23 protein-coding genes are annotated in these 25,703 nt (G+C 59.8%); 10 read left to right on the plus strand and 13 right to left on the minus strand.

Going from position 1 to position 25,703, the window contains the following annotated elements; genetic code table 11:
• Positions 1-127 precede the first annotated feature (127 nt).
• Positions 128-2,149 (minus strand): ABC transporter ATP-binding protein, encoded by a 2,022-nt coding sequence (locus DFT_RS17945; protein ID WP_054032657.1) that lies wholly within the window; start codon positions 2,147-2,149, stop codon positions 128-130.
• Positions 2,139-3,878 carry an ABC transporter ATP-binding protein gene (locus tag DFT_RS17950; protein WP_054032658.1) on the minus strand — a complete coding sequence of 580 codons (1,740 nt, stop codon included), beginning with the start codon at positions 3,876-3,878 and terminating at the stop codon, positions 2,139-2,141. Before DFT_RS17950 ends, DFT_RS17945 begins: the two co-directional genes overlap by 11 nt.
• Before the next feature lie 453 nt (positions 3,879-4,331).
• On the opposite strand from DFT_RS17950, the gene DFT_RS17955 reads away from it, so the two are divergent.
• The 3 genes from DFT_RS17955 to DFT_RS17965 are packed head-to-tail and all read left to right on the plus strand — an operon-like array spanning position 4,332 to position 7,848.
• The gene (locus tag DFT_RS17955) at positions 4,332-6,314 is read left to right on the plus strand and encodes a ribonuclease catalytic domain-containing protein (protein ID WP_054032659.1); all 1,983 of its coding nucleotides are present in this window, start codon (positions 4,332-4,334) and stop codon (positions 6,312-6,314) included.
• 15 nt (positions 6,315-6,329) lie between these two features.
• The gene (gene arfB / locus DFT_RS17960) at positions 6,330-6,746 is read left to right on the plus strand and encodes an alternative ribosome rescue aminoacyl-tRNA hydrolase ArfB (protein WP_054032660.1); all 417 of its coding nucleotides are present in this window, start codon (positions 6,330-6,332) and stop codon (positions 6,744-6,746) included.
• 37 nt (positions 6,747-6,783) lie between these two features.
• Positions 6,784-7,848 carry an NADH:flavin oxidoreductase/NADH oxidase gene (locus tag DFT_RS17965; protein WP_054032661.1) on the plus strand — a complete coding sequence of 355 codons (1,065 nt, stop codon included), beginning with the start codon at positions 6,784-6,786 and terminating at the stop codon, positions 7,846-7,848.
• A 37-nt stretch (positions 7,849-7,885) separates the two neighbouring features.
• Here DFT_RS17965 and DFT_RS27030 read toward each other — a convergent pair whose 3' ends face one another.
• Entirely contained in the window at positions 7,886-8,014 is a 129-nt protein-coding gene (locus tag DFT_RS27030) for a hypothetical protein (protein ID WP_268750697.1), read from the minus strand.
• 10 nt (positions 8,015-8,024) lie between these two features.
• On the opposite strand from DFT_RS27030, the gene DFT_RS17970 reads away from it, so the two are divergent.
• The 3 genes from DFT_RS17970 to DFT_RS17980 all read left to right on the plus strand — a co-directional run bounded on the left by DFT_RS17970 (position 8,025) and on the right by DFT_RS17980 (position 10,429).
• Entirely contained in the window at positions 8,025-8,432 is a 408-nt protein-coding gene (locus DFT_RS17970) for a DUF2179 domain-containing protein (protein ID WP_235506273.1), read from the plus strand.
• Between the two features lie 267 nt (positions 8,433-8,699).
• Positions 8,700-9,035 (plus strand): hypothetical protein, encoded by a 336-nt coding sequence (locus tag DFT_RS17975; RefSeq protein WP_054032662.1) that lies wholly within the window; start codon positions 8,700-8,702, stop codon positions 9,033-9,035.
• A gap of 317 nt (positions 9,036-9,352) precedes the next feature.
• Positions 9,353-10,429 (plus strand): porin, encoded by a 1,077-nt coding sequence (locus DFT_RS17980; protein ID WP_054032663.1) that lies wholly within the window; start codon positions 9,353-9,355, stop codon positions 10,427-10,429.
• A 330-nt stretch (positions 10,430-10,759) separates the two neighbouring features.
• Here DFT_RS17980 and DFT_RS17985 read toward each other — a convergent pair whose 3' ends face one another.
• Positions 10,760-12,634 (minus strand): acyl-CoA synthetase, encoded by a 1,875-nt coding sequence (locus DFT_RS17985; RefSeq protein WP_054032664.1) that lies wholly within the window; start codon positions 12,632-12,634, stop codon positions 10,760-10,762.
• Between the two features lie 258 nt (positions 12,635-12,892).
• Between DFT_RS17985 and DFT_RS17990 the strand changes: the two genes are divergently transcribed.
• The 4 genes from DFT_RS17990 to DFT_RS18005 all read left to right on the plus strand — a co-directional run bounded on the left by DFT_RS17990 (position 12,893) and on the right by DFT_RS18005 (position 15,846).
• The gene (locus tag DFT_RS17990) at positions 12,893-13,360 is read left to right on the plus strand and encodes a Spy/CpxP family protein refolding chaperone (protein WP_054032665.1); all 468 of its coding nucleotides are present in this window, start codon (positions 12,893-12,895) and stop codon (positions 13,358-13,360) included.
• A 210-nt stretch (positions 13,361-13,570) separates the two neighbouring features.
• Complete coding sequence (locus DFT_RS17995) at positions 13,571-13,825, plus strand: hypothetical protein (protein ID WP_054032666.1); 255 nt, start codon at positions 13,571-13,573, stop codon at positions 13,823-13,825.
• A gap of 1 nt (position 13,826) precedes the next feature.
• Entirely contained in the window at positions 13,827-14,522 is a 696-nt protein-coding gene (locus DFT_RS18000) for a response regulator (RefSeq protein WP_054032667.1), read from the plus strand.
• Positions 14,515-15,846 carry a sensor histidine kinase gene (locus DFT_RS18005; protein WP_054032668.1) on the plus strand — a complete coding sequence of 444 codons (1,332 nt, stop codon included), beginning with the start codon at positions 14,515-14,517 and terminating at the stop codon, positions 15,844-15,846. Before DFT_RS18000 ends, DFT_RS18005 begins: the two co-directional genes overlap by 8 nt.
• A 27-nt stretch (positions 15,847-15,873) precedes the next feature.
• On the opposite strand, the gene DFT_RS18010 is transcribed toward DFT_RS18005, so the two are convergent.
• The 9 genes from DFT_RS18010 to aroE all read right to left on the minus strand — a co-directional run bounded on the left by DFT_RS18010 (position 15,874) and on the right by aroE (position 25,612).
• Complete coding sequence (locus tag DFT_RS18010; RefSeq protein WP_054032669.1) at positions 15,874-17,334, minus strand: DNA integrity scanning protein DisA nucleotide-binding domain protein; 1,461 nt, start codon at positions 17,332-17,334, stop codon at positions 15,874-15,876.
• A 67-nt stretch (positions 17,335-17,401) separates the two neighbouring features.
• Complete coding sequence (locus DFT_RS18015; protein WP_054032670.1) at positions 17,402-17,983, minus strand: DJ-1/PfpI family protein; 582 nt, start codon at positions 17,981-17,983, stop codon at positions 17,402-17,404.
• Positions 17,984-18,595: 612 nt separating this feature from the next.
• On the minus strand, positions 18,596-19,795 hold the full coding sequence (locus DFT_RS18020; RefSeq protein ID WP_054032671.1) for a hypothetical protein: 1,200 nt from the start codon (positions 19,793-19,795) through the stop codon (positions 18,596-18,598).
• Positions 19,796-19,832: 37 nt separating this feature from the next.
• A complete protein-coding gene (gene proX / locus DFT_RS18025) occupies positions 19,833-20,849 on the minus strand; it encodes a glycine betaine/L-proline ABC transporter substrate-binding protein ProX (RefSeq protein ID WP_152972073.1) in 1,017 nt (338 codons plus the stop codon).
• 137 nt (positions 20,850-20,986) lie between these two features.
• Complete coding sequence (locus tag DFT_RS18030) at positions 20,987-21,817, minus strand: ABC transporter permease (RefSeq protein ID WP_054032672.1); 831 nt, start codon at positions 21,815-21,817, stop codon at positions 20,987-20,989.
• A 23-nt stretch (positions 21,818-21,840) separates the two neighbouring features.
• On the minus strand, positions 21,841-23,085 hold the full coding sequence (proV, locus tag DFT_RS18035) for a glycine betaine/L-proline ABC transporter ATP-binding protein ProV (RefSeq protein ID WP_054032673.1): 1,245 nt from the start codon (positions 23,083-23,085) through the stop codon (positions 21,841-21,843).
• A 40-nt stretch (positions 23,086-23,125) separates the two neighbouring features.
• Positions 23,126-23,623: a MarR family winged helix-turn-helix transcriptional regulator gene (locus DFT_RS18040; RefSeq protein WP_161807199.1), complete on the minus strand. Its 498-nt coding sequence runs from the start codon at positions 23,621-23,623 to the stop codon at positions 23,126-23,128.
• A gap of 604 nt (positions 23,624-24,227) precedes the next feature.
• The gene (locus tag DFT_RS18045; protein WP_054032675.1) at positions 24,228-24,746 is read right to left on the minus strand and encodes a shikimate kinase; all 519 of its coding nucleotides are present in this window, start codon (positions 24,744-24,746) and stop codon (positions 24,228-24,230) included.
• Positions 24,743-25,612, minus strand: a complete 870-nt coding sequence (aroE, locus tag DFT_RS18050; RefSeq protein ID WP_054032676.1) for a shikimate dehydrogenase — start codon at positions 25,610-25,612, stop codon at positions 24,743-24,745. Before aroE ends, DFT_RS18045 begins: the two co-directional genes overlap by 4 nt.
• Between the last annotated feature and the right edge of the window lie 91 nt (positions 25,613-25,703).

The following is a 25,703-nucleotide window of genomic DNA, read 5'->3' on the forward strand; positions in this document are numbered from 1 at the left end:
TCTTACATGGTGCAAACAGTGCGCTCCTTAGCATGCGACCGCAAATTTGGCAAGCGCAAACGGGAGGAACCGGCGATTCTCACTGAATGCCATTCATTAAATTCGGCGTGGGTGGAGGGTGCTGATTTTATGGCATGGACCGGGCGGCCGCGTTGATGCGGTCCTGCCGGTGAAGCCGGGCGTAGAGCCCGCCGGCGGCCAGGAGTCGGTCGTGGGATCCCTCTTCAACGATGCGCCCCTCATGGAGCACTACGATGCGGTCGGCCATGCGGGCCGTGGAGAGACGGTGGGCCACGATGATGCAGGTGCGCCCGGCCATCAGGTTGTCCAATGCGCCATATATGGCGGCTTCGGTCTGGGAGTCGATGTAGGAGGTGGCTTCGTCCAGCAGGATCAACTGCGCATCGCGTGCCAGGGCGCGGGCGATGGTGATCAGCTGGCGTTCGCCGCTGGAGAGTCCGCCGCCGCCCTTGTCGAGATAGGTATCGAGACCCTGGGGCAGCCTTGCCACCAGCTCTTCGCAATGGGCCGCGGCGATCACACGGCCCTCGGCGGCCGGATCGACCTCGTCCGAATCAGGGAAAATGTTTCGGCGCAAGGTGGCGGAAAAAAGAACCGGCTCCTGGGTGACCAGGGCGGTCAGCCCCCGGAGGCGGCGCGGATCGATGCGGCGCACATCGAAGCCGTTGATGCGCACCTGTCCGGCGGTCGGGTCGTAAAAGCGCTGCACCAGATTGAGCACGCTGGTCTTGCCCGCACCGGTGGGGCCGACCAGGGCCATCCGCTGGCCCTGGCGAAGCTCGAGGCTCACGTCGCGCAGCACCCATTCGCCCGGCGTATAGGCGAACGAGACACGGTCGAGGGTCAGCCGTTCGAGGACCAGGGGCGTCGATGGGGAGGCAACCTCGGCGTCCGCATCCTGGGACAGCCGTTCGTCGATATCGAGCAGCCCGAAGATGCGTTCGGCCGAGGCCATGGCGTTTTGCAGGACATTGTAATTTTCGGCCAGGTCCCGCATGGGTCGGAAAAACATCCGGATGTAGGAGATGGCCAGGACCAGGACGCCCAGAGTGATGTGGCCGCCCAGCACCTGGTGGCCTCCGTAGAGCACCAGCACGGCCAGCGTGGCGATGCCCAGGGCCTCGATCATGGGCATGAAGACGGCGAACACATGGATCTCCTGCATGCCCAGTCGATAATTCTCTGCATTGAGGCGCTCGAAGCGTTGCCGGTTGCGCGCCTCCTGCACAAAGCACTGGATGGTCTTGATGCCATCGATGGACTCGGCCATGTGCGTGTTGATTTCGGCCACCTTGACGCGCAGGGCGCGAAACACTCCCCGGGCACGGGCCGAAAAGCGCATGGCCAGCCACACCACGATGGGCAGGACGGCGAAGGCCACCAGGGTCAGTTGCCAATCGAGGGCCAGCAGCACGATGGTGATGCCCGCCAGAAGGAAAACGTCCTTGAACACCATGGAGACGAAGGTGGTGAACAGTTCGTGCATGTTCTGCACGTCGTTGGTGGCCCGCGTGACCAGGCTGGCCACCGGCCGGCGGGCAAAAAAGGCCATGCTCTGCCGCTGGATATGCGCATACAGCCGCATGCGCAGGTCGTGCATGATGGTGTGGCCGGCCCGTTCCATGATGACGCGCTGGAAAAAGGTGAGTCCGAACTCGGCCGCCACAAGGACGAGAAAGACGACCACCGCCCATCCCAGCCCCCGGATGTCGCCCCGCCGCAATGCGGCGATGTCCTCCGGCGATAGATGCGCCAGATCGTCGTAGGCGATGCGGGCCGTATGGCCGTCGGTCGCGAAGAGATCGGCGTGCGCGGATACGATGGCGCGCGCCTCGGGCGTGGTCAACGGCACGGTGAGATAACGGCTCGCCTCTGTTTCGCTGGCACCGCCAGTCGCACCCGGAGCAACATCGCCGCTGTTGGCCGGCGGCACGATGTAGCGGTCGATGGCGATTTTGCCGAAATAGGGCAAGGCCAGCTCGATGAGCGTCAGGACCACGACCAGGGCCACCGACCCCAGGAGCATGCGCCGATGGGGCCGCACCAGTGGCCAAAGCCGACGGATCAGGGCCGGATCGTAGGGCTTGCCGCTGTGCCCCTCTTCCACATAGCCGTAATCAGCGCGCATGTTCCAACTCCTGCAGACCATGGACCCGGGCGTAATACCCCCCGGTGGAAAGCAGCTGCTCATGGGTGCCGGCCTCGACCAGGCGGCCGTTGTCCAGGGTGACGATCTGGTCGGCAAACCGCACGGCCGACAGCCGGTGGGAAGCGATGAGAATCGTCTTGCGGCCGGCCATGCGCCGGATGGCCGCCACGATGACGGCCGCGGTCTGGGTATCCACCTGGCTGATGGGATCGTCGAGCAGCAGGATGGGGGCATCGACCAGCAGGGCCCGTGCCAGGGCGATGCGTTGCTTCTGACCGCCTGACAGCAGGACTCCCTTTTCACCCACGCGCGTCTCCAGGCCGGCCGGCAGATGGGCCAACGTTTCGGTCAATCCGGCATCGGCCGCAACCTGGTCGAAACGGGCGGCGCAGTCGCGGGGGCAGCCGAACATCAGGTTCTCCCCCACTGTGCCGGCAAACAAAAAGGGCTCCTGGGGCACATAGGCCACCTGGCGGCGCAAGTCGGCCAGGTCGATGTCGCGCACATCCATCCCATCGATGGTCAACCGGCCCCGGGTGGCATCGTACAGCCGCGGCACCAGGCTCAGCAGGGTGCTCTTTCCGCTGCCCGGCGCCCCCACGATGCCCAGCACCTCACCGGGTCGGATCTCGAGCCGGATGTCGGACAGCACCGCATGGCGCGGATCTCGATCATAGGAGAAGGTGACGCCGTCGAACACGATGTCTCCCCGGACCGACGGCAGACGCTTGGCTGAGGAAGCATTGCGGATTTCGGGCTGCTGTTCGAAGATGGCGCCGAGGCGTTGCAGCGAGGCCCCCCCGCGCTGGATCAGGTTGGTCACCCAGCCCAGGGCCATCATGGGCCAGGAGAGCAGGCCGAGGTAGCTGATGAAGGCCACGAAATCGCCGGGCGTGATCTCGTTGAGGATCGCCTTGCGGCCGCCGAAATAGAGCACCACCGCCAGGCTCAGGTTGGTCAGCATGACCATCAGCGGGAAGAAAACCCCGGTCACCCCCACAAGCCGCATGTTCTGGGCCACATAGTCCCGTGACACGCTCTCCACCGCCGCCAGGGACGCCCCTTCGGCGTTGTGCGCCTTGATCATGCGCATGCCGGCCAGACGTTCCCGCACCGCTTCGGTCAAGTCCGAGAAAGCGGCCTGCACCCCCTGGTAGCGATGGTGCAGACGGCGCCCGAGCAATCGTGCGCTGAGCACCACCAGCGGCATGGGGATGAGCACGTAGAGGGTCAATTCCACGTGGATATAGAGCATGAAGCCGATGGCGGCGGCGCCCAGTACGATGGCATCGTTGAGCGCCACCAGCCCCATGCCGGCGGCCATGCGCACCTGCTGGATATCATTGGTGGCGTGGGCCATCAGGTCGCCGGTCTTGGTCCGGTCGAAAAATCCGGCCGACAGGGTCTGCAGATGGGTCAGCAGGCGGTTGCGCAAATCCGCCTCCAGGTACCGCGCCGTGCCGAGCAGGCAGCGCCGCCAGACATAGCGGAATCCGCCGATGAAAAGCGCCAGGACGGCGATGGCCGCCGCATAGCGCAGCAAGCCGCTCCCGCTGGCGCGCAGCAGGGTCAGGTCATCCACCGCCCACTTGATGACCCGCGGCACCATGAGCTGCAAGAAATCGACGATGATCAGGGAAACCAGTCCCAGGGCGATGACGCGCCAGCGTGAAACGAAATAGGGTTTGATGAGTTCACGGGGTTTCATGGGGACAGAAGTTTAAAGTGTAAAGTTTAAAGTGTAAAGCGGAGGTATTCTGTCGATTTATAACCAATGTCGTTTGCTTACTGCATATAGACGCTCCAATTTTGGGGGATACACTCAGCCCCAAGAATGTGGGTTTATGGTAACGGACGGTAGGACCACCCGAATCTCGTCGGGGCGAGTTTTACAGCCTGCCCCGCAACCTCCGCTCGAGTTAAGAATGACGACACGTTACATCGCCATCAATTTTAAACGATAGAATTCCTTCACTTAAAACTTAACACTTCAAACTTTAAACTTATTCATCCCTCGACCATCGCCTTTCCGAAAAAACCAGGTGATAACCTAAGACGCCCGCCGCCATTGGTCAACACCTTGTTTTGGCTTATTTTTCTTTCATGACGCCGATTGACTTCGACCGGGCGGCTTGTTAAAAGGGGCCGAGAAAGGAATCCTATGGAACCGGGTCAGGTCGTTGAATATATCGAAAGCCAGAAAATATTGTGCGCCGTGGTGCTGGAGGCGAAAAATCTGCGGTTGCGGCTCCTGTCGGAAAACAACCGCGAGGTCAAGCTCTCGGCCGGCCGGCTGCTGCACCGCTCGACCGAACGGCTCGACCCGACCATAGGGCGGGACAAGCTGACCGCCCGTCTCAAGGAAATCGCCGCCCGCAGAAAGGCGTTGAGCCTCACCGTGGATATCCAGGGGCTGTGGGAGGTACTGCAGGAAGAGCAGGCCGCCGTGGACCTGACCACCCTGACGGCACTCAGCTTTCCTGAGCATGCCAACAGCGAACAGGAATCGGCGGTGATGCGCGCCCTGTTCGACGACCGGCTCTACTTCAAGTTCGGTCCCGATCAATTCCATCCTCACCCGGCGGCCAAGGTCGAGGAGATGATCGCCCAGCGCGCCCGCCAGGAACAGGAGGCGCGCCTCGTGGAGCAGGGCGGCGCCTGGATGAAGAGCGTCCTGTCGGGTCCGGCGGCTGCCGGTCGGCCCGAACTGGCCGACGGCATCGTTCCGATCCTGATCTCCTACTACCTGTTTGAAAAAGAGAGCCCCCGGCGAGATCTGGGGCGGGACATGATCAAGCGGGCCGGGGTCGGTTCCATAGAGACGATCTTCGACTTCCTGGTCAGGATCGGTGTCTGGCAGCCCAATGAAAATCTCGATCTGCTGCGCGAGGGCGTCACGGATGCGTTTCCCGAGGCGATCCAAAAGCGCGCCGCGTCCCTGGCCGACCATCCGCCGACGGCCGAAGAGGGCCGGCGCGATCTGCGCGAGCTGGCCTTGATGACCATCGACGGGCCGTCGACCCAGGACTTTGACGACGCCTTGAGCATCACCCCCAAGGGCGATCACTTTGTGATCGGCATCCATATTTCGGATGTCGGCCATTACCTCGACCGCCACGATCCCATCGACCAGGAGGCCAGGGGCCGCGCCAGTTCCATTTACATGCCGGACCGTAAGATCTCCATGCTGCCGGAACCCTTGTCAGTGGGCATCTGCAGTCTCAAACAGGGCCAGGACCGCCCGGCCATCAGCACCCTGGTGACCCTGACGTCCAACGCCGAGGTGGTGGCCTACGACATCGTGCCCAGCCTGATCCGGGTCAGCCGGCAGCTCACCTATCAGGATGCGGACGCCTTGACCGAAACCGACGCGCAAATGCGCGCCTTGCACGCCATCGCCCAACACTACCGCAGCCGGCGGCTGGACGACGGCGCCCTGATCATCGAACTGCCCGAGATCGCCATCCGCATCGATGCCAATGGCAAACCGGTGGTGACGCGCATCGAACGCGAAAACCCCTCCCATCTGTTCGTCTCCGAGCTGATGATCCTGGCCAACAGCCTGGCCGCCCGCTTCCTCAGCGAAAATGGGCTCCCGGCCATCTTCCGCTCCCAGGCCGAACCGCGCGAGCGCCTTTTCGACCGCGACCAGGGGTCCCTGTTTCAATCCTGGATGCAGCGCAAGCAGATCAACCGCTTCAACCTGAGCAGCAGCCCCGAACCTCACGCCGGCCTGGGCGTGGCGGCCTACGTCACCTGCACGTCACCGATCCGCAAATACTTCGACCTGGTGACCCAGCGTCAGCTGCGGGCGGCACTGGGCCTGGAGAAGCCGTACCAGGCCGAAGCGATAGATGCGGCCATCGCCGCCCTGGCCGAACCCATGGCCCGGGTCGGCCGGCTTCAGTACCGCCGCCACCGCTACTGGCTGCTCAAATACCTGGAGGGCCGCATCGGCACCAAGGAAGAGGCCGTCATTCTGTACAAAAGGCGCGGCACCTATTTCATCCTGCTGCCCAAATACCTGATCGAATGCCCGCTGGCCGGCGCCGAAAACATCAAATTCAAGCCCGAAGACCTGGTCCAGGTCACCATCCAGCATGTCCATGCGCGCAAGGATGTCATCACGGTCTACCTGGGATAGGAGAAAGGGCCCGGCATGTTGCCCATCACCGACACAGTGGCCATCCCCCTCGGGGAAATCGACATCGAGGCCATCCGCGCCCAGGGGGCCGGCGGCCAGAATGTGAACAAGGTGGCCTCGGCCGTCCATCTGCGATTCGATATTCCGGCATCCTCCCTGCCCGAGCCGTTCAAGGAGCGCCTGCTCAAACTGAACGACCAGCGCATCACCCGGGAAGGGGTGGTGGTGATCAAGGCCCAGGAGTTCCGCAGCCAGGAGAAAAACCGTGCCGCGGCCCTGGCCCGCCTCCAGCAACTGATCCGCAGGGCGGTCGTCACCCCCAAACGGCGACGGCCCACCCGACCGAGCCTCAAGGCCAGGCAAAAACGGGTGGACCAGAAGGTCCGCCGTGGGCGCATCAAGGCGCTGCGGACCAAATTCGAAATGGAATAGGCGCGTTGCACCGAACCGATGCCACGGAGACCGAAAAATGAGCCGACTCTTTACCCCATTGCAAATAAGATCCATCACCTTCAAGAACCGCATCTTCGTCTCGCCCATGTGCCAGTACTCCTGCAGGGACGGGATGCCCAACGAGTGGCACCTGGTCCACCTGGGCAGCCGGGCCGTGGGAGGCGCGGCCCTGGTCATCGTCGAAGCGACCGGCGTAAGCCCCGAGGGGCGCATCTCACCATGGGATTGCGGCTTGTGGAACGATCGGCAGGTCGAAGCCTTCAGACCCATGACCGCGTTCATCAAATCCCAAAATTGCGTGCCCGGCATCCAACTGGCCCACGCCGGGCGCAAGGCCTCCACCGATGTGCCCTGGCGCGGCGGTGGAACGGTCGCCTTAAACGACGGCGGTTGGCAACCCATCGCGCCCAGCCCCCTGCCCTTCAGCAACGCCTCGCCCATGCCGCGGGAGATGACCACCGAAGAGATCCAACAGGTCGTGGATCAATTCGCCGAAGCCGCCACCCGGGCCCTGGCCGCCGGCTTCGAGGTGCTGGAACTGCACATGGCCCACGGCTACCTGCTGCACGAATTCCTGTCGCCGCTCTCCAACCGCCGCACCGACCGCTTCGGCGGCGACCTGGAAAATCGCATGCGCCTGCCGCTGATGGTGGCCGAGGCCGCCCGCCAACAGTGGCCGGCGCACCTGCCGCTCTTCGTGCGCATCTCCTGCACCGACTGGGTGGACGGCGGCTGGGACCTGGACCAGTCGATCCAATTCTGCCGGCGGCTCAAGCCCATGGGCATCGATCTCATCGACTGCTCCAGCGCCGCCTTGGTGCCCCATGCCAAAATCCCGGTCGCGCCGGGCTTCCAGGTGCCTCTGGCGGCCGCCATCCGCAAAGAGGCCGACATCGCCACCGGTACCGTCGGCCTCATCACCCAGCCGGTGCAGGCCGAACAGATCCTGGCCACGGGGCAGGCCGATGCCGTGCTGCTGGGCCGCGAAATGCTGCGCCAGCCTTACTGGCCCTTGAAGGCCGCCCGGGAGTTGGGCCAGGACATCGACTGGCCCGACCAGTACGCCCGCGCCAAGGTTTAGGCCACAGGAGTACCGTTCCATGTTCGAGATGCACATCTTACTGACCGGCCTCATCATCTTCGTCGCCAGAATCTGCGACGTCTCCATCGGCACGGTGCGCACCATCATCACGGTTCAGGGCCGCACCACCATCGCCTTTTTTTCTGGCCACCTTCGAGATCACCATCTGGGTCCTGGTGGCCAGCGCCGTCATCAACCAGGTCAAGGAACAGCCCCTGCTGGTGCTGTTCTATGCCCTGGGGTATGCCACCGGCAATGTGGTCGGCATCGTCGTCGAACGCAAGCTGGCCTTCGGCCTGATCATCCTCAAGGTGATCACCCCCGATACCGGCCGCCAACTGGCCGACAGCCTGCGCCAGAACGGCCAGCCGGTCACCATCTTCCGCGGCGAAGGCATGTATGGCCCGGTCGAAGAGCTCTACATCGCCTGCCGCCGCAGGGATTTGAAGTGGATCCTCAGCGACGTGCGCCGCATCGACCCGGCAGCCTTCTATGTCATCGAGCAGGCCCGGGACATCAGCAAGGTGCTGCGCCCCACCTATTCCGCCCTGGGCGGGTGGCGCTCGGTGGCCAAACGCAAATGACACAAGCGGCACCTGCCATTCCCCTGCCATAGCACCCCTCTTCATCTGCCATTGAACCTGCATCCAGAATACCTAAATTTTTGTCATAACAATTGATTGTTTTAATGAGTGTCCGTCCACAAATAGGCAAATTGGGTTGAGATCAAGGCGCGCGAAAAATTTAACCGCAGGCATATGGTCGATATTCCGAGGATTAAATTTTTCGCGCAGCGCCGATATCGGGCCAATTGGCCATTTGTGGATGGGCAATGAGAAGGAGGTATCGTGATGAACGCTCATATCAACGACGTGCTCGACCGTATTGGAGAGATTTACCATGACCAGATCGAACCCGACGCCAGACACTACATGGAGGTGAATATCGGCGAAAAAGCCAGAGAACTGGGCTACCATGAGCTGTATGCACCCTTGCGCGACGTTTACGCCGTGGTCCCACTCAAATCTCCGGTGCCCGGCATGAAGGTGCGCATCGACGGACGCACCTTCCTGAACTACCGCCGCCACCCCGCCGGCATCGCCATCCCCGGGCATGTGGCCGAAGCGGCCGGGAGGGGGTTCGATAGATATACGGCGCGGGATAGTATGATATTGAATTTTGGATGAGGCCCGGTGGGGCAAGTTATAAGGGATAGTTTAAAGTCTAAAGTGTAAAGTTTGAAGTGAAGGTATTCTGTCGATTATAAAGAGGGGAGGAAAACGCCCGCCTAACCGACATCTAACGATAAGCTATCACAGACCTCATGAAATAGTTGCTAAATGCGCAAAGTTTGGTAATAGGGAATGCCAACGGTTTTTGAAGATCCGCGGCCGGATTCCAGACCGTACTATCTCGCCTGTCGATGGTTCGTCCAGGAGTGCGCCCGCGGTATAACCTAAGTGGGGATTCCCCGCAAAAGATCCAATCCCTTAAAGGAGGAAACATGAAACAGGTTTGTGCAAAAACTCTATTGGTAGGCGCGGTCTGCGCGGCGATGGTGTTTGCCGGCATCAATCCGGCCTGCGCCCTGGAGGCCAAAGTGAGCGGGCAGATCAACCAGATGGTGATGTATGCGGATGATGGGGATCAGAGCGACGTCTTCATCACCGACAACGACGCCTCCTCGACCCGCGTGCGCATTACCGGCTCCGAGCAGTTCGGCCAGGTGAAGGTCGGTATGCAGTTCGAAATCGAGGCCCAGCGCAACGCATCCAATCGGGTGACCATCGATCAGGATAATGATGGTGCTTTCGAATGGAACGATCGTTGGTTCAATGTCTATTTCGACACCCGCTTCGGTATGTTCGAAATCGGGAAGGGCGACACCGCCACCAACGGCACCCTCGAAGTGGATCTCTCCGGCACCTCTGTGGTCACCTATTCGGACATCAACACCACGGGCGGATCGCTTCTGTGGAAAAATGACGACGGAACCTTGTTTGGAGGCGGTGTCGACATCGGCGATACACGAAGCAATTTTGACGGCATTCTTAGCCGTGCGGAACGCGTCCGCTACAACACCCCCAGCTTTGCAGGCCTTACGCTCTCCGCGAGTGCCGCTAACGGAGGTGCCTATGACGCCGCCCTGTGGTACGCGACCGAATTTGGCGGAAACAAACTGGCGGCTGCTTTAGGTTATGCCAACCCCCAAGGTCAGGCCGATACCGTGGATGCCCAGTGGGGTGGTTCGGTCTCCTGGTTGATGCCCTTCGGCCTGAACTTCACCGTGGCCTACGGCCAGCGTGACTTCGAAGCCAGCGGCCGGGATGAAGCGGTCAGCTACTATGCCAAACTCGGCTACATGTTCGACATCCATGCCTTCTCCATCGAATACGGCGAAACCAAAGACCTGTTTGCCGAGGGAGTTGACGCCTCGAACTATGGCGCCGCTTACGTTGTGAAGCCCTGGAAGCCGATCGAGCTGTATGCCGCCTATCGCATCTACATGGCGGACGTAGATGGCGTTGGCGACCCGGAAGACATCCACGTGGCCGTGGCCGGTACCCGCATCAAGTTCTAAGCGAAGGCTCAATAGTACTTCAAGACAGGCGTAATTCTGTAATTAAAACGGCGATCCTCACCTGGTGGGGATCGCCGTTTTCTTTTGGCCGCCTACTATTTAAAACCTTAAGGAAACATAGCGGGCGGGCATAAAGCCCGCCCCTACATATTCACGGCAAAAAATAGGATAGCGGCAGTGCACGCATTCCCTCATCCGCCTCTTGTCTTTCCAACGCGAAGAGTTTGGATATTATGCTGCCGGTCGGTCTGCACTACAGCCACCCTCCAATCGACAGAATTCCTTCACTTTAAACTTAAAACTTTACACTTTAAACTTCTTCTTTTCCCTTTAAACAAACTCAACCCCAAACCGAACCGTATACCGCGCCAGCAACTCCCCGACCTTCGCCTCGATCGCCGCGCGGTCGGCGCCGGCCGCGGCCTGGATGCGGATGGTGGCCAGGGTGCCGTGCACCTTGTCTTCGGACACGCGCACCTCGATGGATTGGGCGAGATCTCCCAGCTGGGCGAGCTCCTGCTCGTAGGCCCGGCGGATGGCGTCCCAGCGTAGGGCCGGTTTGAAGACCTTGCCCACGGCCGTGAGGGGGATCTGATCCACGATATAGACCGCCTTGGGGATGGCGGCGCGCTCGCCGATGTGGCTCTGGGCCCACTGCACGATGTCGTTCTCGCTGATCCCGGCATCCTGGGCCAGCGCCACGTAGGCCACGGGCACCTCGCCGGCGTGGGCGTCCGGGCGCCCCACGGCCGCCACCATGTTGACCCCCTTCATTTTGTACAGGGGTTCTTCGATGGTGGCCGGATCGATGTTGTGGCCACCGCGGATGATCAGCTCCTTCATGCGGCCGGTGAGCCAGAAGAAACCATCCTTGTCCATGCGCCCCATGTCGCCGGTGTTGAACCATCCCTCTTTGACCCACAGCCCGCGGTTGTGGATCTCTTCCACGTAACCCTTGAAAGCCGTGGGACCGCTGATGCAGACCGAGCCGATCTCGTCGATCTCGGCGTCGCGCAGGTAGCGGCCGTCGGCGTCCAGGATCATCACCTTGACGTTCTGATAGGGCAGCCGGATGCCGATGCTGCCGATCTTGCGCTCGCCGTCCTTGGGGTTGACGCACGAGGCGCAGGTCGATTCGGTGAGGCCGTAGCCTTCCAGGATCTTCATGCCTGAATGGGCCTCGAAGCGCCGGAACAGCTCGACGCTCAGCGGCGCCGCCCCGCAGATCAGGTACTTGAGCGAGGAGATGTCGGCATCGCCCACGGGAATGTCCAGCAGCACCGAGAGCACGGTGGGCACGCAGGAGAAGAAGACGGGTTTGTAATATTCCACGATCTTGTAGAAATTCTTCATGATCGAGGGGTTGCGATAGCCTGACGGGGAGAGAATCACCACCTCGCCGCCCAGGGAAAAGGGCAGCAGGCCCGTGACGCAGGTGCCGTTGCAGTGGAACAGGGGCAGGCCCACCATGACCGCCTCGCCCGGCTGGAGTTCGGCGGCGGCTTTGAGCCCCCAGGAGAGGGCCACTTCGTTGAAATGGCTGCGCCTGGCCAGTTTGGGCCGGCCTGTGGTGCCGCCGGTGTGATAGAGGGAGGCGATATCGTCGGGCGCGATCTGCCGATCGAAGGTCAGGCGATCGCCCGCATAGCGCTCCACTGTCTCCTCGTAAGAAAAAATCCCTTCGGCCTCGTCCGTGGGGCCCATGACGCGCAACACCTTTTCCAGCGACGGTATGGATTTACGGATCTGCTCGACCTTGGGCCAGATATCGACCCCCGGCATGTCTCCCAGGGCGACCAGGACCTTGGTGCCGGCGGCCTGGCAGATCTCCTTAATGGTGTCGGCCTCCAGCATGGGGTTGATCGGGTTGGCGATGCCGGCCGTCTCCGCACCCCACAACACGAAATGGGTCTGGGGCAGATTGGGCAGCAGGTAGGTGACCACATCGGTCGGCCCCACGCCCCAATCGGCCAGCATGTTGGCCGTCTGGCGGATCTTGGCCATAAACTGGCCGTAGGTGACCCGGATCGGCTCCTGAAAGCGCTCGCCGTCCAGGATAAAGCTCATGGCCGTGGCGTCCGGATTGATCGCCGCGCCCTTACTAATCAGTTCATAGGTGCTTTTTTCGGTCACCCGTTCGAGCAACGGTACCTTTTCGATCGCTTCGATGTCGGCCAGATTGCGAATCGTGAATGTTTCCCCCATGCCTCTCTCCTTCCCGGTTGCTGTTTCGATTGCCAGGTTTCCCATTCGGAAACCGTTTGAGAAAGATTAGTCCAATTCCCTGGCGATCGCCAAGGCAAAAATGAAGAAAGACGCCTGACGATTGATCAACGACACCGATGTTACAACTTGTTACCATTCGTTACCCGCCTGAAAAGCGCCACGCCAGAATGTGCGATAGGGTCCACACACAATCGGAACCGTTTTAACTCCCATCAACAGACCCAAAAGGAGGTCATCATGAAAAAACGTCACATGGTTTACGGCGGCATGGTCGTCGCGCTGGCCGGCATCATTCTCACCGGCGCAGCCTATGGCTACCACCATTTCTATTCACCTGAGGAGCGCATCGCCCATTTGACCGACAAGATCGTCCGGGAACTCGAGCTGGACGAGCCACAGCAACAGCTCCTGCAGGAGATCGCCGCCGCGTTCAAGGAAAAAATCGTCGAGCTGCACACCGGACGCGAGCAGGCCCATCGTCAGGTGATCGCCCTGGTCGGACAGGAGCGTATCACCGAAGAGGAGGTAGCGGCGTTGATGGCGCAGCACCGCGAAAAATTCGACCGCATGGCCGCCTTTGCCGCCAGCCAGTTCGTGCGTTTTCATGCCGCCCTGTCCGACGAACAGCGCGGGCTGCTGGTGCAGGCCATGGAAAAGCACGCCTCGAGCCGTGGCGGTTGCCGCTTGTGGTGGGACGCCAGATAGAGTGCAGGCTTACATGGGATCCGGCCATCGGCGCACTACGGGTCCGGTGGCCGGATCGTCGCAAGGCAGCAATTCTAACTGAATCTGATTCACCTTGAAGGGCGCGCAGCGTGGCATCGGCCATCTGCTCCACCCACGCCGGGTTTAATGAATGGCATTCAGTTCGAATCGCTGACCGTACGGCTTCGAACTTGAAAGGATATGAAAACAATGCCAAAAGAGAATCAATCAAAATTCGATCAGACGCCCGCACCTTATGAAGATCACCCAACCGTCCCACCCCTCCGGCCGACCGGCAAGGCGGCGATACGTCCCCGGGAGGGCGCCCCCGGATGGGTGCCGGAGGGTGTGGACAGCCGATTCTGGTCCCTGTGGCGCGCCCATGTCTTGGCCGGCATCGGCTTGATCGCCGGCTATCCGATGGCCGTTCTCACGCCCGGCGGTCAACCGAGGAAAATGGAGTGATGTGAACACGACCCTGCTGATCATCGACGACGACGAAAAACTCAACCGCTTGCTGGTCAAGTATCTGGAAGGGTTTGGATTCAGGCTGCTGGCGGCCGCCCACCCGGGAAAGGGAATGGAGCTGCTCAAGCAGAAGGCACCCGACCTGGTCATCCTGGACGTGATGCTGCCGGATACCAATGGGTTCGAGGTGTGCAAACAGATTCGTGCGTCGAGCAGCGTGCCCATCATCATGCTGACCGCACGTGGAGATCTGATGGACAGGGTCGTGGGCCTCGAGCTGGGGGCCGACGACTACCTGCCCAAGCCCTTCGAACCACGCGAACTGGTGGCCCGGATCCAGTCGGTGCTGCGCCGCACGCGCCAGGCGCCGGATAACCGCCTGCTCGAGCGCGGACGCCTGACCATCGACCTGGGCCGGCGCCAGGCGATGATCGATGGCGCCCAGATCGCTCTGACCACCAACGAATTCAATGCGCTGTCTCTTTTGGCCAGCCATCCGGGCCGGGTTCTGGATCGCGATGACATCCTGCAGGAGCTGCGCGGCATGGACAGCGAGGCCTTCAATCGTACTGTGGATATTACCATCAGCCGGTTGCGACAGAAACTGGGCGACGATCCGCGCGCTCCCCGGTTCATCAAAACCGTATGGGGCGCGGGCTATGTTTTCGTGGGAGGCGATGCCCAGGATGCATAGGCGGCATTTCAAGCGGTTCTTTCACTCGGTCTTCTTCCGTCTCGTGGCCGTCATCGCGTTGGCCGGCATCCTGATGACCCTGACCGTCATGGGCGGGTTCTACACCCTGCGCCGGAACATGGCCGACGCTTTCCGGCTCAACTTCGCCCAATATATCCACTACCTGGTGCAGGATATCGGCGACCCGCCCGACCGGATGAGGGCCCAGGCCATCTCGGCCCGCACCGGCATGATGATCCATTTCGAGGGGCCCGATGGAAGCTGGACCATTCCCCAGGGAACACCTCTGCCCGATTTCAGCTCTCATCGGCACCTGTGGCACGACAGCCCGAAGGTGCAGGTCGGGGCTGGCCGGGAAGGCCATTTTATCCTTGTGGCCCACGGCGGCGGCCGACTGATTTTCTGGCGATTGAAAAGCGAAGCCTTCGAACGCCAGGCGGTGAAAACCCTGGTCATGGTCTGCATCGTTTTGATGCTGATCCTCGCCGCCGCCTATCTCTACATCCGCCGGGTGATGCAGCCGGTGCGCTGGCTGACCGCCGCCATGGATCAATACGGAGATGGAAACCTGGGCTATCGCATGCCGCTGAGACGTTCGGATGAATTCCAGGACCTGGCCGCATCGGTCAACCATATGGCCGAGCGCATCCAGAACCTGCTCGCATCCAAAGAAAAACTGCTGCTCGACGTAAGCCACGAGTTACGCTCGCCCATCGCCCGCATGAAAGTGGCCGTCGAGTTGTTGGACGACGAGACAACCAGGGCCGGCTTGAGGGAAGATCTGGACGAGATGGAGGCCATGGTGACCGACATCCTGGAGACGGCCCGCCTGCGCCAATCGGCTGCAGGGCTCGACCTGCGGGAAGTGGATATGAGCGAACTTATCCGTTCGGTGACGGCCGAGTTCACCGGTCAAACCCCTGCTGTAGAAGCGGCAACCATCGAAGCGGCCGCAGTGCGCGTCGACCCGCAGAAGGCGCGCACGGTGCTGAAAAACGTCATTGACAACGCAGTCAAATACTCCGGCCCAGAGAGCGGCCCGGTGAAAATCGCGGCCGGCCGGGACGGGACGGAGTATCGCATCACGGTTCAGGACCACGGCATCGGCATTCCACCGGAAGATCTGGACCGTGTTTTCGAACCCTTTTTTCGTGTCGATCCCTCGCGATCCCGCGCCACCGGCGGTTTCGGGCTGGGGCTCAGCCTGTGCAAGGCGATCATGGCGTCACACGGCGGCAGCATCCACATCGACAGCCAACCGGGCCAAGGCAGCCGGGTGACGATCCTGTTCCCCATGCTGAAAACAGATCCAAAAATGGAATAAAACCGAATCATGGAAGCTGGCATTGTTCTATTCTTCTATGTTCGCATCATGAACCGTCGAGTGGATCCAATCTTCAAGCAGCTGAGGCTCCATGACGGATGTCGGAAGAGGGCTCCACCCACACTGGGCGTTGATTTCAACGCCTTGCTGAATGACGGATACGGGGTGATCAATCGACACCACGACCACGATGATATTGGCGTTGGCCTTTGTAAAACGCAGCGCCGAATTGAACCTGGCACCTCGAGATCGGTCTTCATTCTCGAGTTTTAGTCCGTCCAGCAGGCATGCAAATCCATGCAACTTCAAATCCCGGCAGATGTGCAGGGCTCCGTCCACCCTGCAGAGGGACTGGGCCAATTCGATGGAATTGGGCGATGTCAGATCAATGGGATCATCAGGCTTGTGGCCTGCGATCGTTACAGGTGTCCAGTTCAAATCAACGACCAGCGTGCATCCGAAACGGTTAGCTTGGGCATGATGCACGAGCTGCAAGACAATTCTGTAGAGTTGACTTCCGGTTTCGTTATCCAGCTCCGATTCGAGCAATGCTTCTTCGACCTGTACCAGCTTGGCCCGACGGGTGGTGGATTTGAAGCTGCCATCCGAGAAACTGCACACTGCCTCTTCTTTGATGGATACATACCCATACTGACCAAAAAAATATGCCACCAAATAGAAGGCGGGCATCGCCCCCTCGGCAATGCCGATGATGAATATACCGTCAGACACCAAGACCCTCGGGGCGTTCTCCACCGCCTGGAGCAATTTGCACACGTGCTTGAAATTGGCCAATATCGGCAATTCGTTGGCCGGGAAGCGGATCACGTAGTTCAGCTCCTCAATGGATCCTCGCTCGACGAAAACAAGCCTTCCACGCGGCCAGGCATGCTCCTCACGTGTTTTGGATATGCTCAATACCGCGTCCAGAATGGGAAAAATGCGAAGTGGGGTATCCCATCCCAAATGGATATTCATCTGGTCGACGATATAATCTCGAACGGCGTGGGTGGCATACTCTCTTAAAAAGCTTCCGGATATGCCGGTATAAAGCTCGGTGCTGTTGGCCAGATCATGCGACAGACGCCAGGCGGCATATTCAAGCCAACGCTCGGTGGGACCGACGGAGCAGACATCGGGATGGTGCTCGGTAAACCACATCTGGTAAGCCACCTCTCGCGAACGGCTGCCGTAAGAGACCAACCCGGCTAAATGCAAGTTCTTCTCAGGAATAAAATGACCAAACCCCTTCATATACTCCGACAAGGCCGTCTTTGCCTGCCACTCCGCGCGATCCAGGTAAAGCTCTTTGAGGATGGGTTCATGTCCACGCAATAGATGTTGCGGATCGAAAATGGAGGGAGGGTCTTCCGGCTGAACCCTATAAATCACGGCGACACGACTGGCGCCAGAGTAATGAGAAAGACCGTCGCGCAATCCTTCGCCGGTGTCATTTATGCATTTACGAATAAAATTGGAATCGGCCAACGCACCTCTCCGTTTAAGACTTGGTCACAATGGCGTCACTGATCAGGCAGGGGATCTTCGCCCTGAATCACAATTCGATGCGCGTGCCCAAAGCAGCCAGAAATTTCGACATCCACTGGGGATGGGCGGGCCAGGCCGGGGCGCTGATCAAGTTGCCGTCGACGTGGGCCTGATCCACGGCAATATCCATATACTTGCCCCCGGCCCGCGTCACGTCGGGTCCCACGGCCGGATAGGCCGAACAGCTTCTGCCCTCCAGAACCCCGGCCGCCGCGAGCACCTGCGCGCCATGGCAGATAGCGGCAATGGGTTTGCCGGCCGAAGCGAAATGACGCACCATTTCCAACACGCGGCCGTTGAGGCGGATATATTCAGGTGCCCGCCCCCCGGGAATCACCAGTGCATCGTAACGCTCGGCCGCCACGTCGTCGAAGGTGGCATTGAGGGTAAAGTTATGCCCGCGCTTCTCGCTGTAAGTCTGGTCGCCCTCGAAGTCGTGCACCGCGGTCTTGACCGATTCCCCGGCCTTTTTATCCGGGCAGACGGCATGGACCTCGTGGCCGACCATCAACAGCATCTGAAACGGCACCATCACTTCGTAATCTTCAACAAAATCGCCGACGATCATCAATATTTTCTTTTGGGCCATGGGACACCTCCTGTTCCGGCGAAACCGGAAATTTAAAGATTAACGTCATAAAGAAAATCAAACAATGAAGGATGCCTCCGAACTCCGACAAACCCATATCGCAAGTTCTGCCGTTGAAGTCGCCGTCCCGACTGATGCCGCATGAATTTCAGGACTCGCAGAGTTGAAAGGGCCGGTCCAAGGTCGGGGCATATCAACACCATAGCATTTTAATCGCTGGCAGTGGATTTGACAACCGACAGGTTACCTTGTCAGCTATTCTAACTGAATGCTATCCATTAAACCCGGCGTGGGTGGAGCAGGTGGCCGATGCCATGCGAATTTTTTTATCAATCGCCTTTTGGAAAGCATGCCCTTCGGGGTGAATCGCATTCAATTAGAACTTCTGTTACCTTCTTAGACGGAAGGTCGTGCCAAGGCAATCATGTGGCCATTGATGCGCTGCAGATCGAGCAGGAGGCACAAGTCAGACACTCTCAATCGTAAAAAATAAAAGGATCGCAACCTCGCCAGCCCAATCCCCAGTGGCCGCGCGATGTCGCGATCCTTTTCAGTTTCCACCCGTTCCAGAACAGTCTCCGGTCAACCGGAGACTATACCCATTCACAGGGATTAGAAGTAATAGCCGAAATTGACGTTGAAGCGGTACTGCCAGTCGTTGTTCTGATTAGAACCAAAATCACCCGAGTCGCCGATGAAGTAGTTGCCGTCCGACCAGGCATAATCGATATACGTATACCATCCGCCGCTGGCGATGGCCATGCCGGTCACGTTCAGCTCGCTGTCTCTGAGGTCGTTGCCCAACTCATCCCTGCCGTCTTTGATGATGATGCTGTAGTCGTTGTAAAAGGTGATGCTGTCGATGAACGACACCGGGTTGGCCCAAGTGTAAGCGAGGGCTACCGAGGGAATGGTCCCTTCGCTGGCCACCGGGGCGGCATAAACCCATGCCCCCATGCCGATGAGGTCATCGCTATAAGCGGGATCGTCATAGTCGGCATCGTATTTGTACTTCGTCAACTGCAGCATCAGGGCCCAGTTGCCCCAGGTGGTCTTGCTGTGGACAGATCCAGCATAAGCGCTGGTATCGTCGGCATAATCCTCCTTGGCATCGAGCAGCCCGTACTGCAGCGAGACGCCCAGATCGGTGGGCAGGCTGCTTTCTCGGAAAAAGGAGTAGACGGCGCGCAGGTTGACCTGATGTTCCTCTTCGTAAGCGGAATATCCGGTGGGATCGTCCGTTTCGTGGACCATGTCGTAGGAGTAGCGATCGCTCTGGTCGCTGTCGCCGCGGCCGTTGGGTTCGGGCATGGCATAGTAGGCCAGGTCAAGCTTGAGATTGCCGAACTGGGTCATGTACTTGACACCCAGGTCCATGTCGTCGGAGAGCCCTACATAGTAATGTTGATCGAAAAAAAAGTTGTTAGAGGGACCGTAGGGGCCGACGCCGAAGGGCACCCGGTTCACGCCCGCCTGGATCTGGCTCTCCGGCGTGAGCTGATAGCCGACCCAGCCGGTGTGCAAAAAGTGATAGCCGTCGTAGAAGCGATACTCCACCTTGCCAAGCAGGTTGTCGCGCTGGTAGTCCAGGTTAACGCGGAAGGTGTCGAACTCGAAATTACCGTCGTTGTCACCCCGCTGGGCCCTGCCCGTGCCATCTTCGTCATAATCACCGTAGACATAATTAACGCGGATCGCGCCGCCCACCTTCAGGTCGCCGACCTGGAATGCCGATGCCGCTTCGGCACCCAACAATCCGCATCCTAAAACCACTGCCAAAATCCATAACCAAACACTTCGTGTCACTTTCATGGTAATCGCTAGTTCTCCTTTCCAGTTTGATCCATTACTACTTCGCTGCGTTACGGGCCGCCTCGATCCAACCGTTCCACTGGGCCTGGTTCTTGGCGATCCACTCGTCCACGTGACGTTCGATGTCTTTCTGGGATTTCTCCCCTTCGTTCATGCGCGCATTCTGCTCGTTGATATCCGCCAGCTTCAGGCTGAACACCTCGAAGAACTTCCGAGCCGCCGGATTGTCGGCCAGAAACTTCTTGTTGGCCACGATCTGGATGTCGTTGGCCTCGAATCCCATATGGATGGGATCGCTCACCGCACCTTCGAGTCCGGAAACGGCCTTGTCGGCGTCGTCCCTTTCCGGCACATTGATCCACATCACATCCTCGCCCGGCTTGAGTTTGTATGTGGTCCAGTTGGGCGTCCAGGTGTAGAAGAAGACGGGGCCTCCGGACTTGTAGTTGCCGATGGCCGAGGCCATGGCCGCCTCGTAACCGGCCTTGATGGGATTGATGTCATCCTCGAGGCCGTAGATGTCCAGATGATGGGCGATGGCCTTTTCACACCCCCAACCCGGCGGGCAGGCCGTCAGGTCGGCCTTGCCGTCGCCGTTGCTGTCAAAGGCCTTTTTGACATCGTCGCGTTTGAAATCGTCGAGGGACTTGATCTTGAACTTCTCGATCTCCTTCTTGGAGACGAGGTATCCCTGAAGTCCGCCGGACTTGGCGATGTACCCGACCACCTCGGCCTTTTCGTTGAAATCCTTGGGCAGCTGTTCGTCGTGCAGGGGAAACCAGCCATTGGCCCAGTAGTCCACATCGCCTAACACGACCGACTTGTAGAAGATGGGATTCTGAAGGTCTTTGGGCTGCTTGACATCGTACCCCAGCTCCGTGAGTCCCCGGCGCACCAGGGCTTCATTGAAAAAGCCGGTGCTCCACGTGGCCCGCGCCGGTTGAACCTTGATCCCTTTGCCCGGTTTCATCTGCTTGGCGAATACCGGCCCCGGCATCATGGCCAGAGCGGCCCCGACAAACAACACGGTCCATATTGAGATAAACTTGCGCATAACGTCTCCTCCTCTATCATGTTGATTAAAAGAACGGCCCGACCGCGCCTGCAACCGGGTCATCTACCCCCGGCGCCGGATCGATCCGGCTTCACTTTCCGAATGGTGATGCGATCCGATCGGTTCTGTCCGACGGCCTATCGCTTCTGTGCCATGGACTGGGTGATGCGATCGAGCACGATGGCCATGAGTACGATGGCCAACCCGCCGATCACCGCCCGACCGATATCCAGGGTGTTCAGACCCAGCATCACCGGAGATCCGAGACCGCCGGCACCGATGAGGGCCGCGATCACCACCATGGACAGGGCCATCATGATGGTCTGGTTCAGACCGGCCAGAATGGTCGGCATGGCCAGCGGCACCTGAACCCGGCGCAGCACCTGCCAGTTGGTGGCGCCAAAGGCCTGGGCCGCCTCGACCAGCTCCGGATGGACCTGGCGGATGCCCAGGCTGGTCAACCGGATGATGGGCGGAATGGAAAAGATGATCGTGGCCAGGACTCCCGCCACGTTGCCCACCGAAAACAGCATGACGATGGGAACGAGGTAGACGAAGGCCGGCGTGGTCTGCATGGCATCCAGGGCCGGCCGGATCCATGCCTCGAAGCGGTCGCTGCGCCCGGCGACAATGCCCAGGGGAATGCCCACGATGGCGCAGAAAATCACCGCCGACAGCACCATGGCCAGGGTGGTCATGGACTCCCCCCAAAGGCCGAGCAGACCGATCAGCGTCATGGTGATCATGGAAAAGATCGCCAGCGAAATGCCGGAAAACCGCCAGGCCGCTACGGCAATCAACACGATGACCAGAAGCGGCGGCAAAGCGTTCAGACCCGTATCGAATCCGTTCAACGTCTGCTCGATGGGCCACTTGATGGCCTGAAACACATGCCGATAATTGTCTACCAGCCAATCGACGAACTGGGACACCCATACATCCAGGGGAATTACTTTATCTTCAAACATGGGGCACTCCCGCTATGATATGGTTAAGCCGCACTCTCTTGATGGCGGCCATTTTCTTCCATCTGCTCTTCTGTGCGATGCAGCGTTCTCAGAAAACGATTCTTCGACACCACCCCTTTGTACACATTGTTCTCATCCACCACCGGCACCGGCCAGGCTTTCGATGCCACCTCCGGCAATATGTCCTGCATGGATGCGTCTGCTCTCACGGCAACGCCTTCATGAAGATAGGCCAAATCGATGGCGCTGCCCTTGGGAGAGGATTCGATGGCGTTTCGCAGCGACTCGGAAGAGACGACGCCCAGGAATCGATGCTTGGCATCGAGCACATAGCCGTGATCGCGCTCGCTGCTGCTGAGCAGTTCGTGGGCGGCCCGCAGGCTGCCCACCTTGGTCTTGATGATGGTGGGATGCGTGTCGCGGACGATGTCTCCTGCGGAGATGACATTGGTGGGGTCCACGCCCCGGAAGAACGCGCGCACATAATCGTCGGCCGGATTCTGCAAAATTTCTTCGGGCGTCCCGACCTGCACCACCCGGCCGCCCTCCATGATGGCGATCCGATCGCCGATGCGAAGGGCCTCGTCCAGATCGTGGGAGATGAACACGATGGTCCGCTGATCACTCTCCTGAAGTTTGAGCAGTTCATCCTGCATCTCGGTGCGGATCAACGGATCGAGGGCGGAGAAGGCCTCATCCATCAATAGAATATCCGGATCCACGGCCAGACCCCTGGCCAAACCGACCCGCTGCTGCATCCCGCCGCTCAATTGCGAGGGATAAGATTCTTCCCAGCCTTCGAGCCCGACCTGGGCCAGCGCCGCCATGGCGCGCTCGCGTTGTTTGGCTTTGTCCGCGCCGGCCAGCTCCAGTCCGAAGGCGGCATTTTCCAGGACCGTCAGATGGGGCATCAAGGCAAAGGATTGAAAGACCATGCTCATGTTGTGCAGCCGGAATTTGACCAGTTCATCCTGCCCCATTTTCACCACGTCCTTGCCATCCACCATGACCTGGCCGGACGTGGGCTCGATCAGCCGATTGAGCATGCGCACGATGGTCGATTTGCCCGAACCGGACAGCCCCATGATGACAAAAATTTCCCCGGCGTGAATCTCGAAATTGGCGTTGTTGACCCCGACGGTCATGCCCGTCTTTTCGAAAATTTCCGCCTTTTCGAGGCCCCTGGCCAACAGCTCCATCGCCTGATCGGGGTCTGATCCGAAGATCTTGTAAAGATTCCGCACGACGATCTTGGCATCGCTCTCCATGTGTTATGTCTCCGTGTAATTCCGGAACAGGTCGGAAATTCTATTCCGGGAAGTGAATGTCATCGGCCGCCACGGCTTCGCTGGGGCCGAAGGCCCAAACCGGCATGGCCGGCGCCTCCATCATTTGCACCAGCCGTTTGAGCATGGCGTCGATCTGCTCGATATCTTCTGCTTTCAATGCCGCCAGCCCCTTGGAAAACCGCTCCTGGAGCGGCCATGGCATGCCATTGGCCTTGCGGGCGCCGTTCCCCGTCAGCCGGACCAGGATCTTGCGGCGATCCAGTCGGCTGCGCTCGCGAACGATCCATCCTTTTTCTTCCAGCCGATCGATAATGCCGGTCACCGTGGCCTGGCTCAAGTAGACGCGTTGGGCCAAACGACCGGGCGTCAGCTCACCGTCCATGAGCAGTTGCCGCAGGCAGACCAGCTGCGGAACCGTGAGTTCATATCGCTTTCCAAGCTGCTTGTTGTGCTGATCGATGGATCGTATGATCCGTCTCAAGGACAGTAAAATACTGCCTGCATAGTCGGTTTTCATTCGCAAGTCCCGGTGAATGCCGGCCAAGGCTCGCATAAAAAATGGCACGACTTCCCGAAGCGGTATGCCGCTCGCTGATTTTTATTTCGTATACTAAATTTTCGTAAAAAAACCTTTTAACCTATAAATGTTAGAATGTCAATGTCGCGAAATGAGGGCCAGCAGTTCTAACTGAATGTGATTCACCTTGAAGGGCATGCATTCCAGTTGTTTGATAAAAAAATTCGCAAGGCAACGGAGATGGCAGGCCCTGGTGGGGCAGGTGGCCAGGGCCACGTGCGCCTGCGGTCTTAGAGCCAGTTAAATGCAAACGGCGGACAAGCGGCCCAGACTGTTTGAGCGCAGCGAGTTTCTGGGCCGCCCGCCGTGCATTTTACCGGCACTTGACCGCTTGGCGTGTGGCATCGGCGACCTGTCCCGCCCGGGCCGGATCTAATGAATGGCGTTCAGTTAGAATCGCTGAATGAGGGCCAGCGATCAGATAGAGGAGATAGATTGGGTGCAATGGGAAGGGCGTGTTTTTAAAAAAACTCGCTTCAGCAGCGGTTTCTGCAGGAACTCGGATGCAAAAAAGGAATTCGAAGGGATTAATCGGAAAGTGATATCATTGACCGCAGACGGCACGGTAAATATCGACGATCCTATGGGCAATCTGATCGATGGACAGATGGTCGGTGTCGATCTCGTGATGGGCCGCGGCCCGATACTTGGGTTTTCGCTGCGTGAGCACCTCGGCGACCTCATCGGTGAAGCTCTTGCCGCTGGTCAGGGCCGGCCGCTCGCTGCCCCCCGAGATTCGCGATACGATCACGTCCACCGAGGCCTTGAGCCACACCACGCAAGCATTGGCACCGAGAGTGGCCATGTTCTCGGGCCGTTCGATCACGCCGCCGCCGGTGTCGACGACCAGGCGGTCCCGGCCGCTCAGTTCCCGGGCCACCTCGGTTTCCCTATCCCGAAAGCCGGGCCAGCCGTATCGCTCCACGATTTGGGGGATGCTCATGCCTGCCTTTTCGACGATGCGGGCGTCCATGGAGACGCAATTCATCGCCAAACGCCGGGCCACCTCGGCGCCCACCGCACTCTTGCCGGTTCCCCGGTATCCGATCAGGACGATATTCATGGTTTCAAATGGGTCATGACCACCTGCCGCATCACGTCCACTGGCGCATCCACGCCGGTAAACCGTTCGAACTGCAGCACCGCCTGGTTGATAAACATCTCCACGCCGGAGATGGTCTGAAGCCCTCGGGCCCTGGCATCGGCCAGAAGACGGGTTTCGAGGGGCGTGTAGACGATGTCGAACACCACCTGGCCGGAGCGGAAAAGGGTTGGCGGCACCAGGGAGGCGTCCACGTTGGGATGCATGCCCACCGAAGTGCAGTGGATGATGACATCGGCTGTCGCCATGGCCGCGGCCAGGTGGCTTTCGGTGAATGCCTGGGTAGAGACGGGGATTCGGGTGCCGGCCGCCAGGTCCGCGCCGAGCCCTTCGCGCAGGGCGGCGTTGATGTCCAGAATCGAAAGCTGTGCGGGTTGCGCGGCGCGCACCAATGTAAAGGCGATCATGCGCGCCGCACCGCCGGCCCCCAGCATCAGGATGTGACGGCCGTGCAGGTCCACCCCGGCGTCGGTCAAGGCCTTGAGGGCGCCGGGGCCGTCCGTTCCCAGACCGACCAGGCGCTCCCCTTCGTGAATCACGGTGTTGATAGACCCGATGGAACGATCCAGCTCCCCGATCTCGTCCACGTGCTTCATGGCTTCTATTTTATGGGGAATGGTGATGCTCATGCCCCTGAAGTTGCTCAACGCGCGCATGCCGGCCAAGGCGCTTTTCACATCTTCGACCCGGCTGGCCAGGTAGACGAAATCCAAGTGCAGGGCCTGGAAGGCGGCGTTGTGGATGGCCGGCGAAAGGCTGTGGGCGATGGGATTGCCGATCACCATGCAGAACTGGGTGCTGGTGCCGATGGATCGGGGTGAACGCATTGTTGCTCCTTCATCAATCGTTGAAAGCCGCGGATGCAGGCTGCCGAGACTCCTTTTAGATCTTCCCGATAGGCGCCGTCAACCTCCTGCC

It is taken from the genome of Desulfatitalea tepidiphila (genome assembly GCF_001293685.1).
GTDB lineage: Bacteria > Desulfobacterota > Desulfobacteria > Desulfobacterales > Desulfosarcinaceae > Desulfatitalea > Desulfatitalea tepidiphila.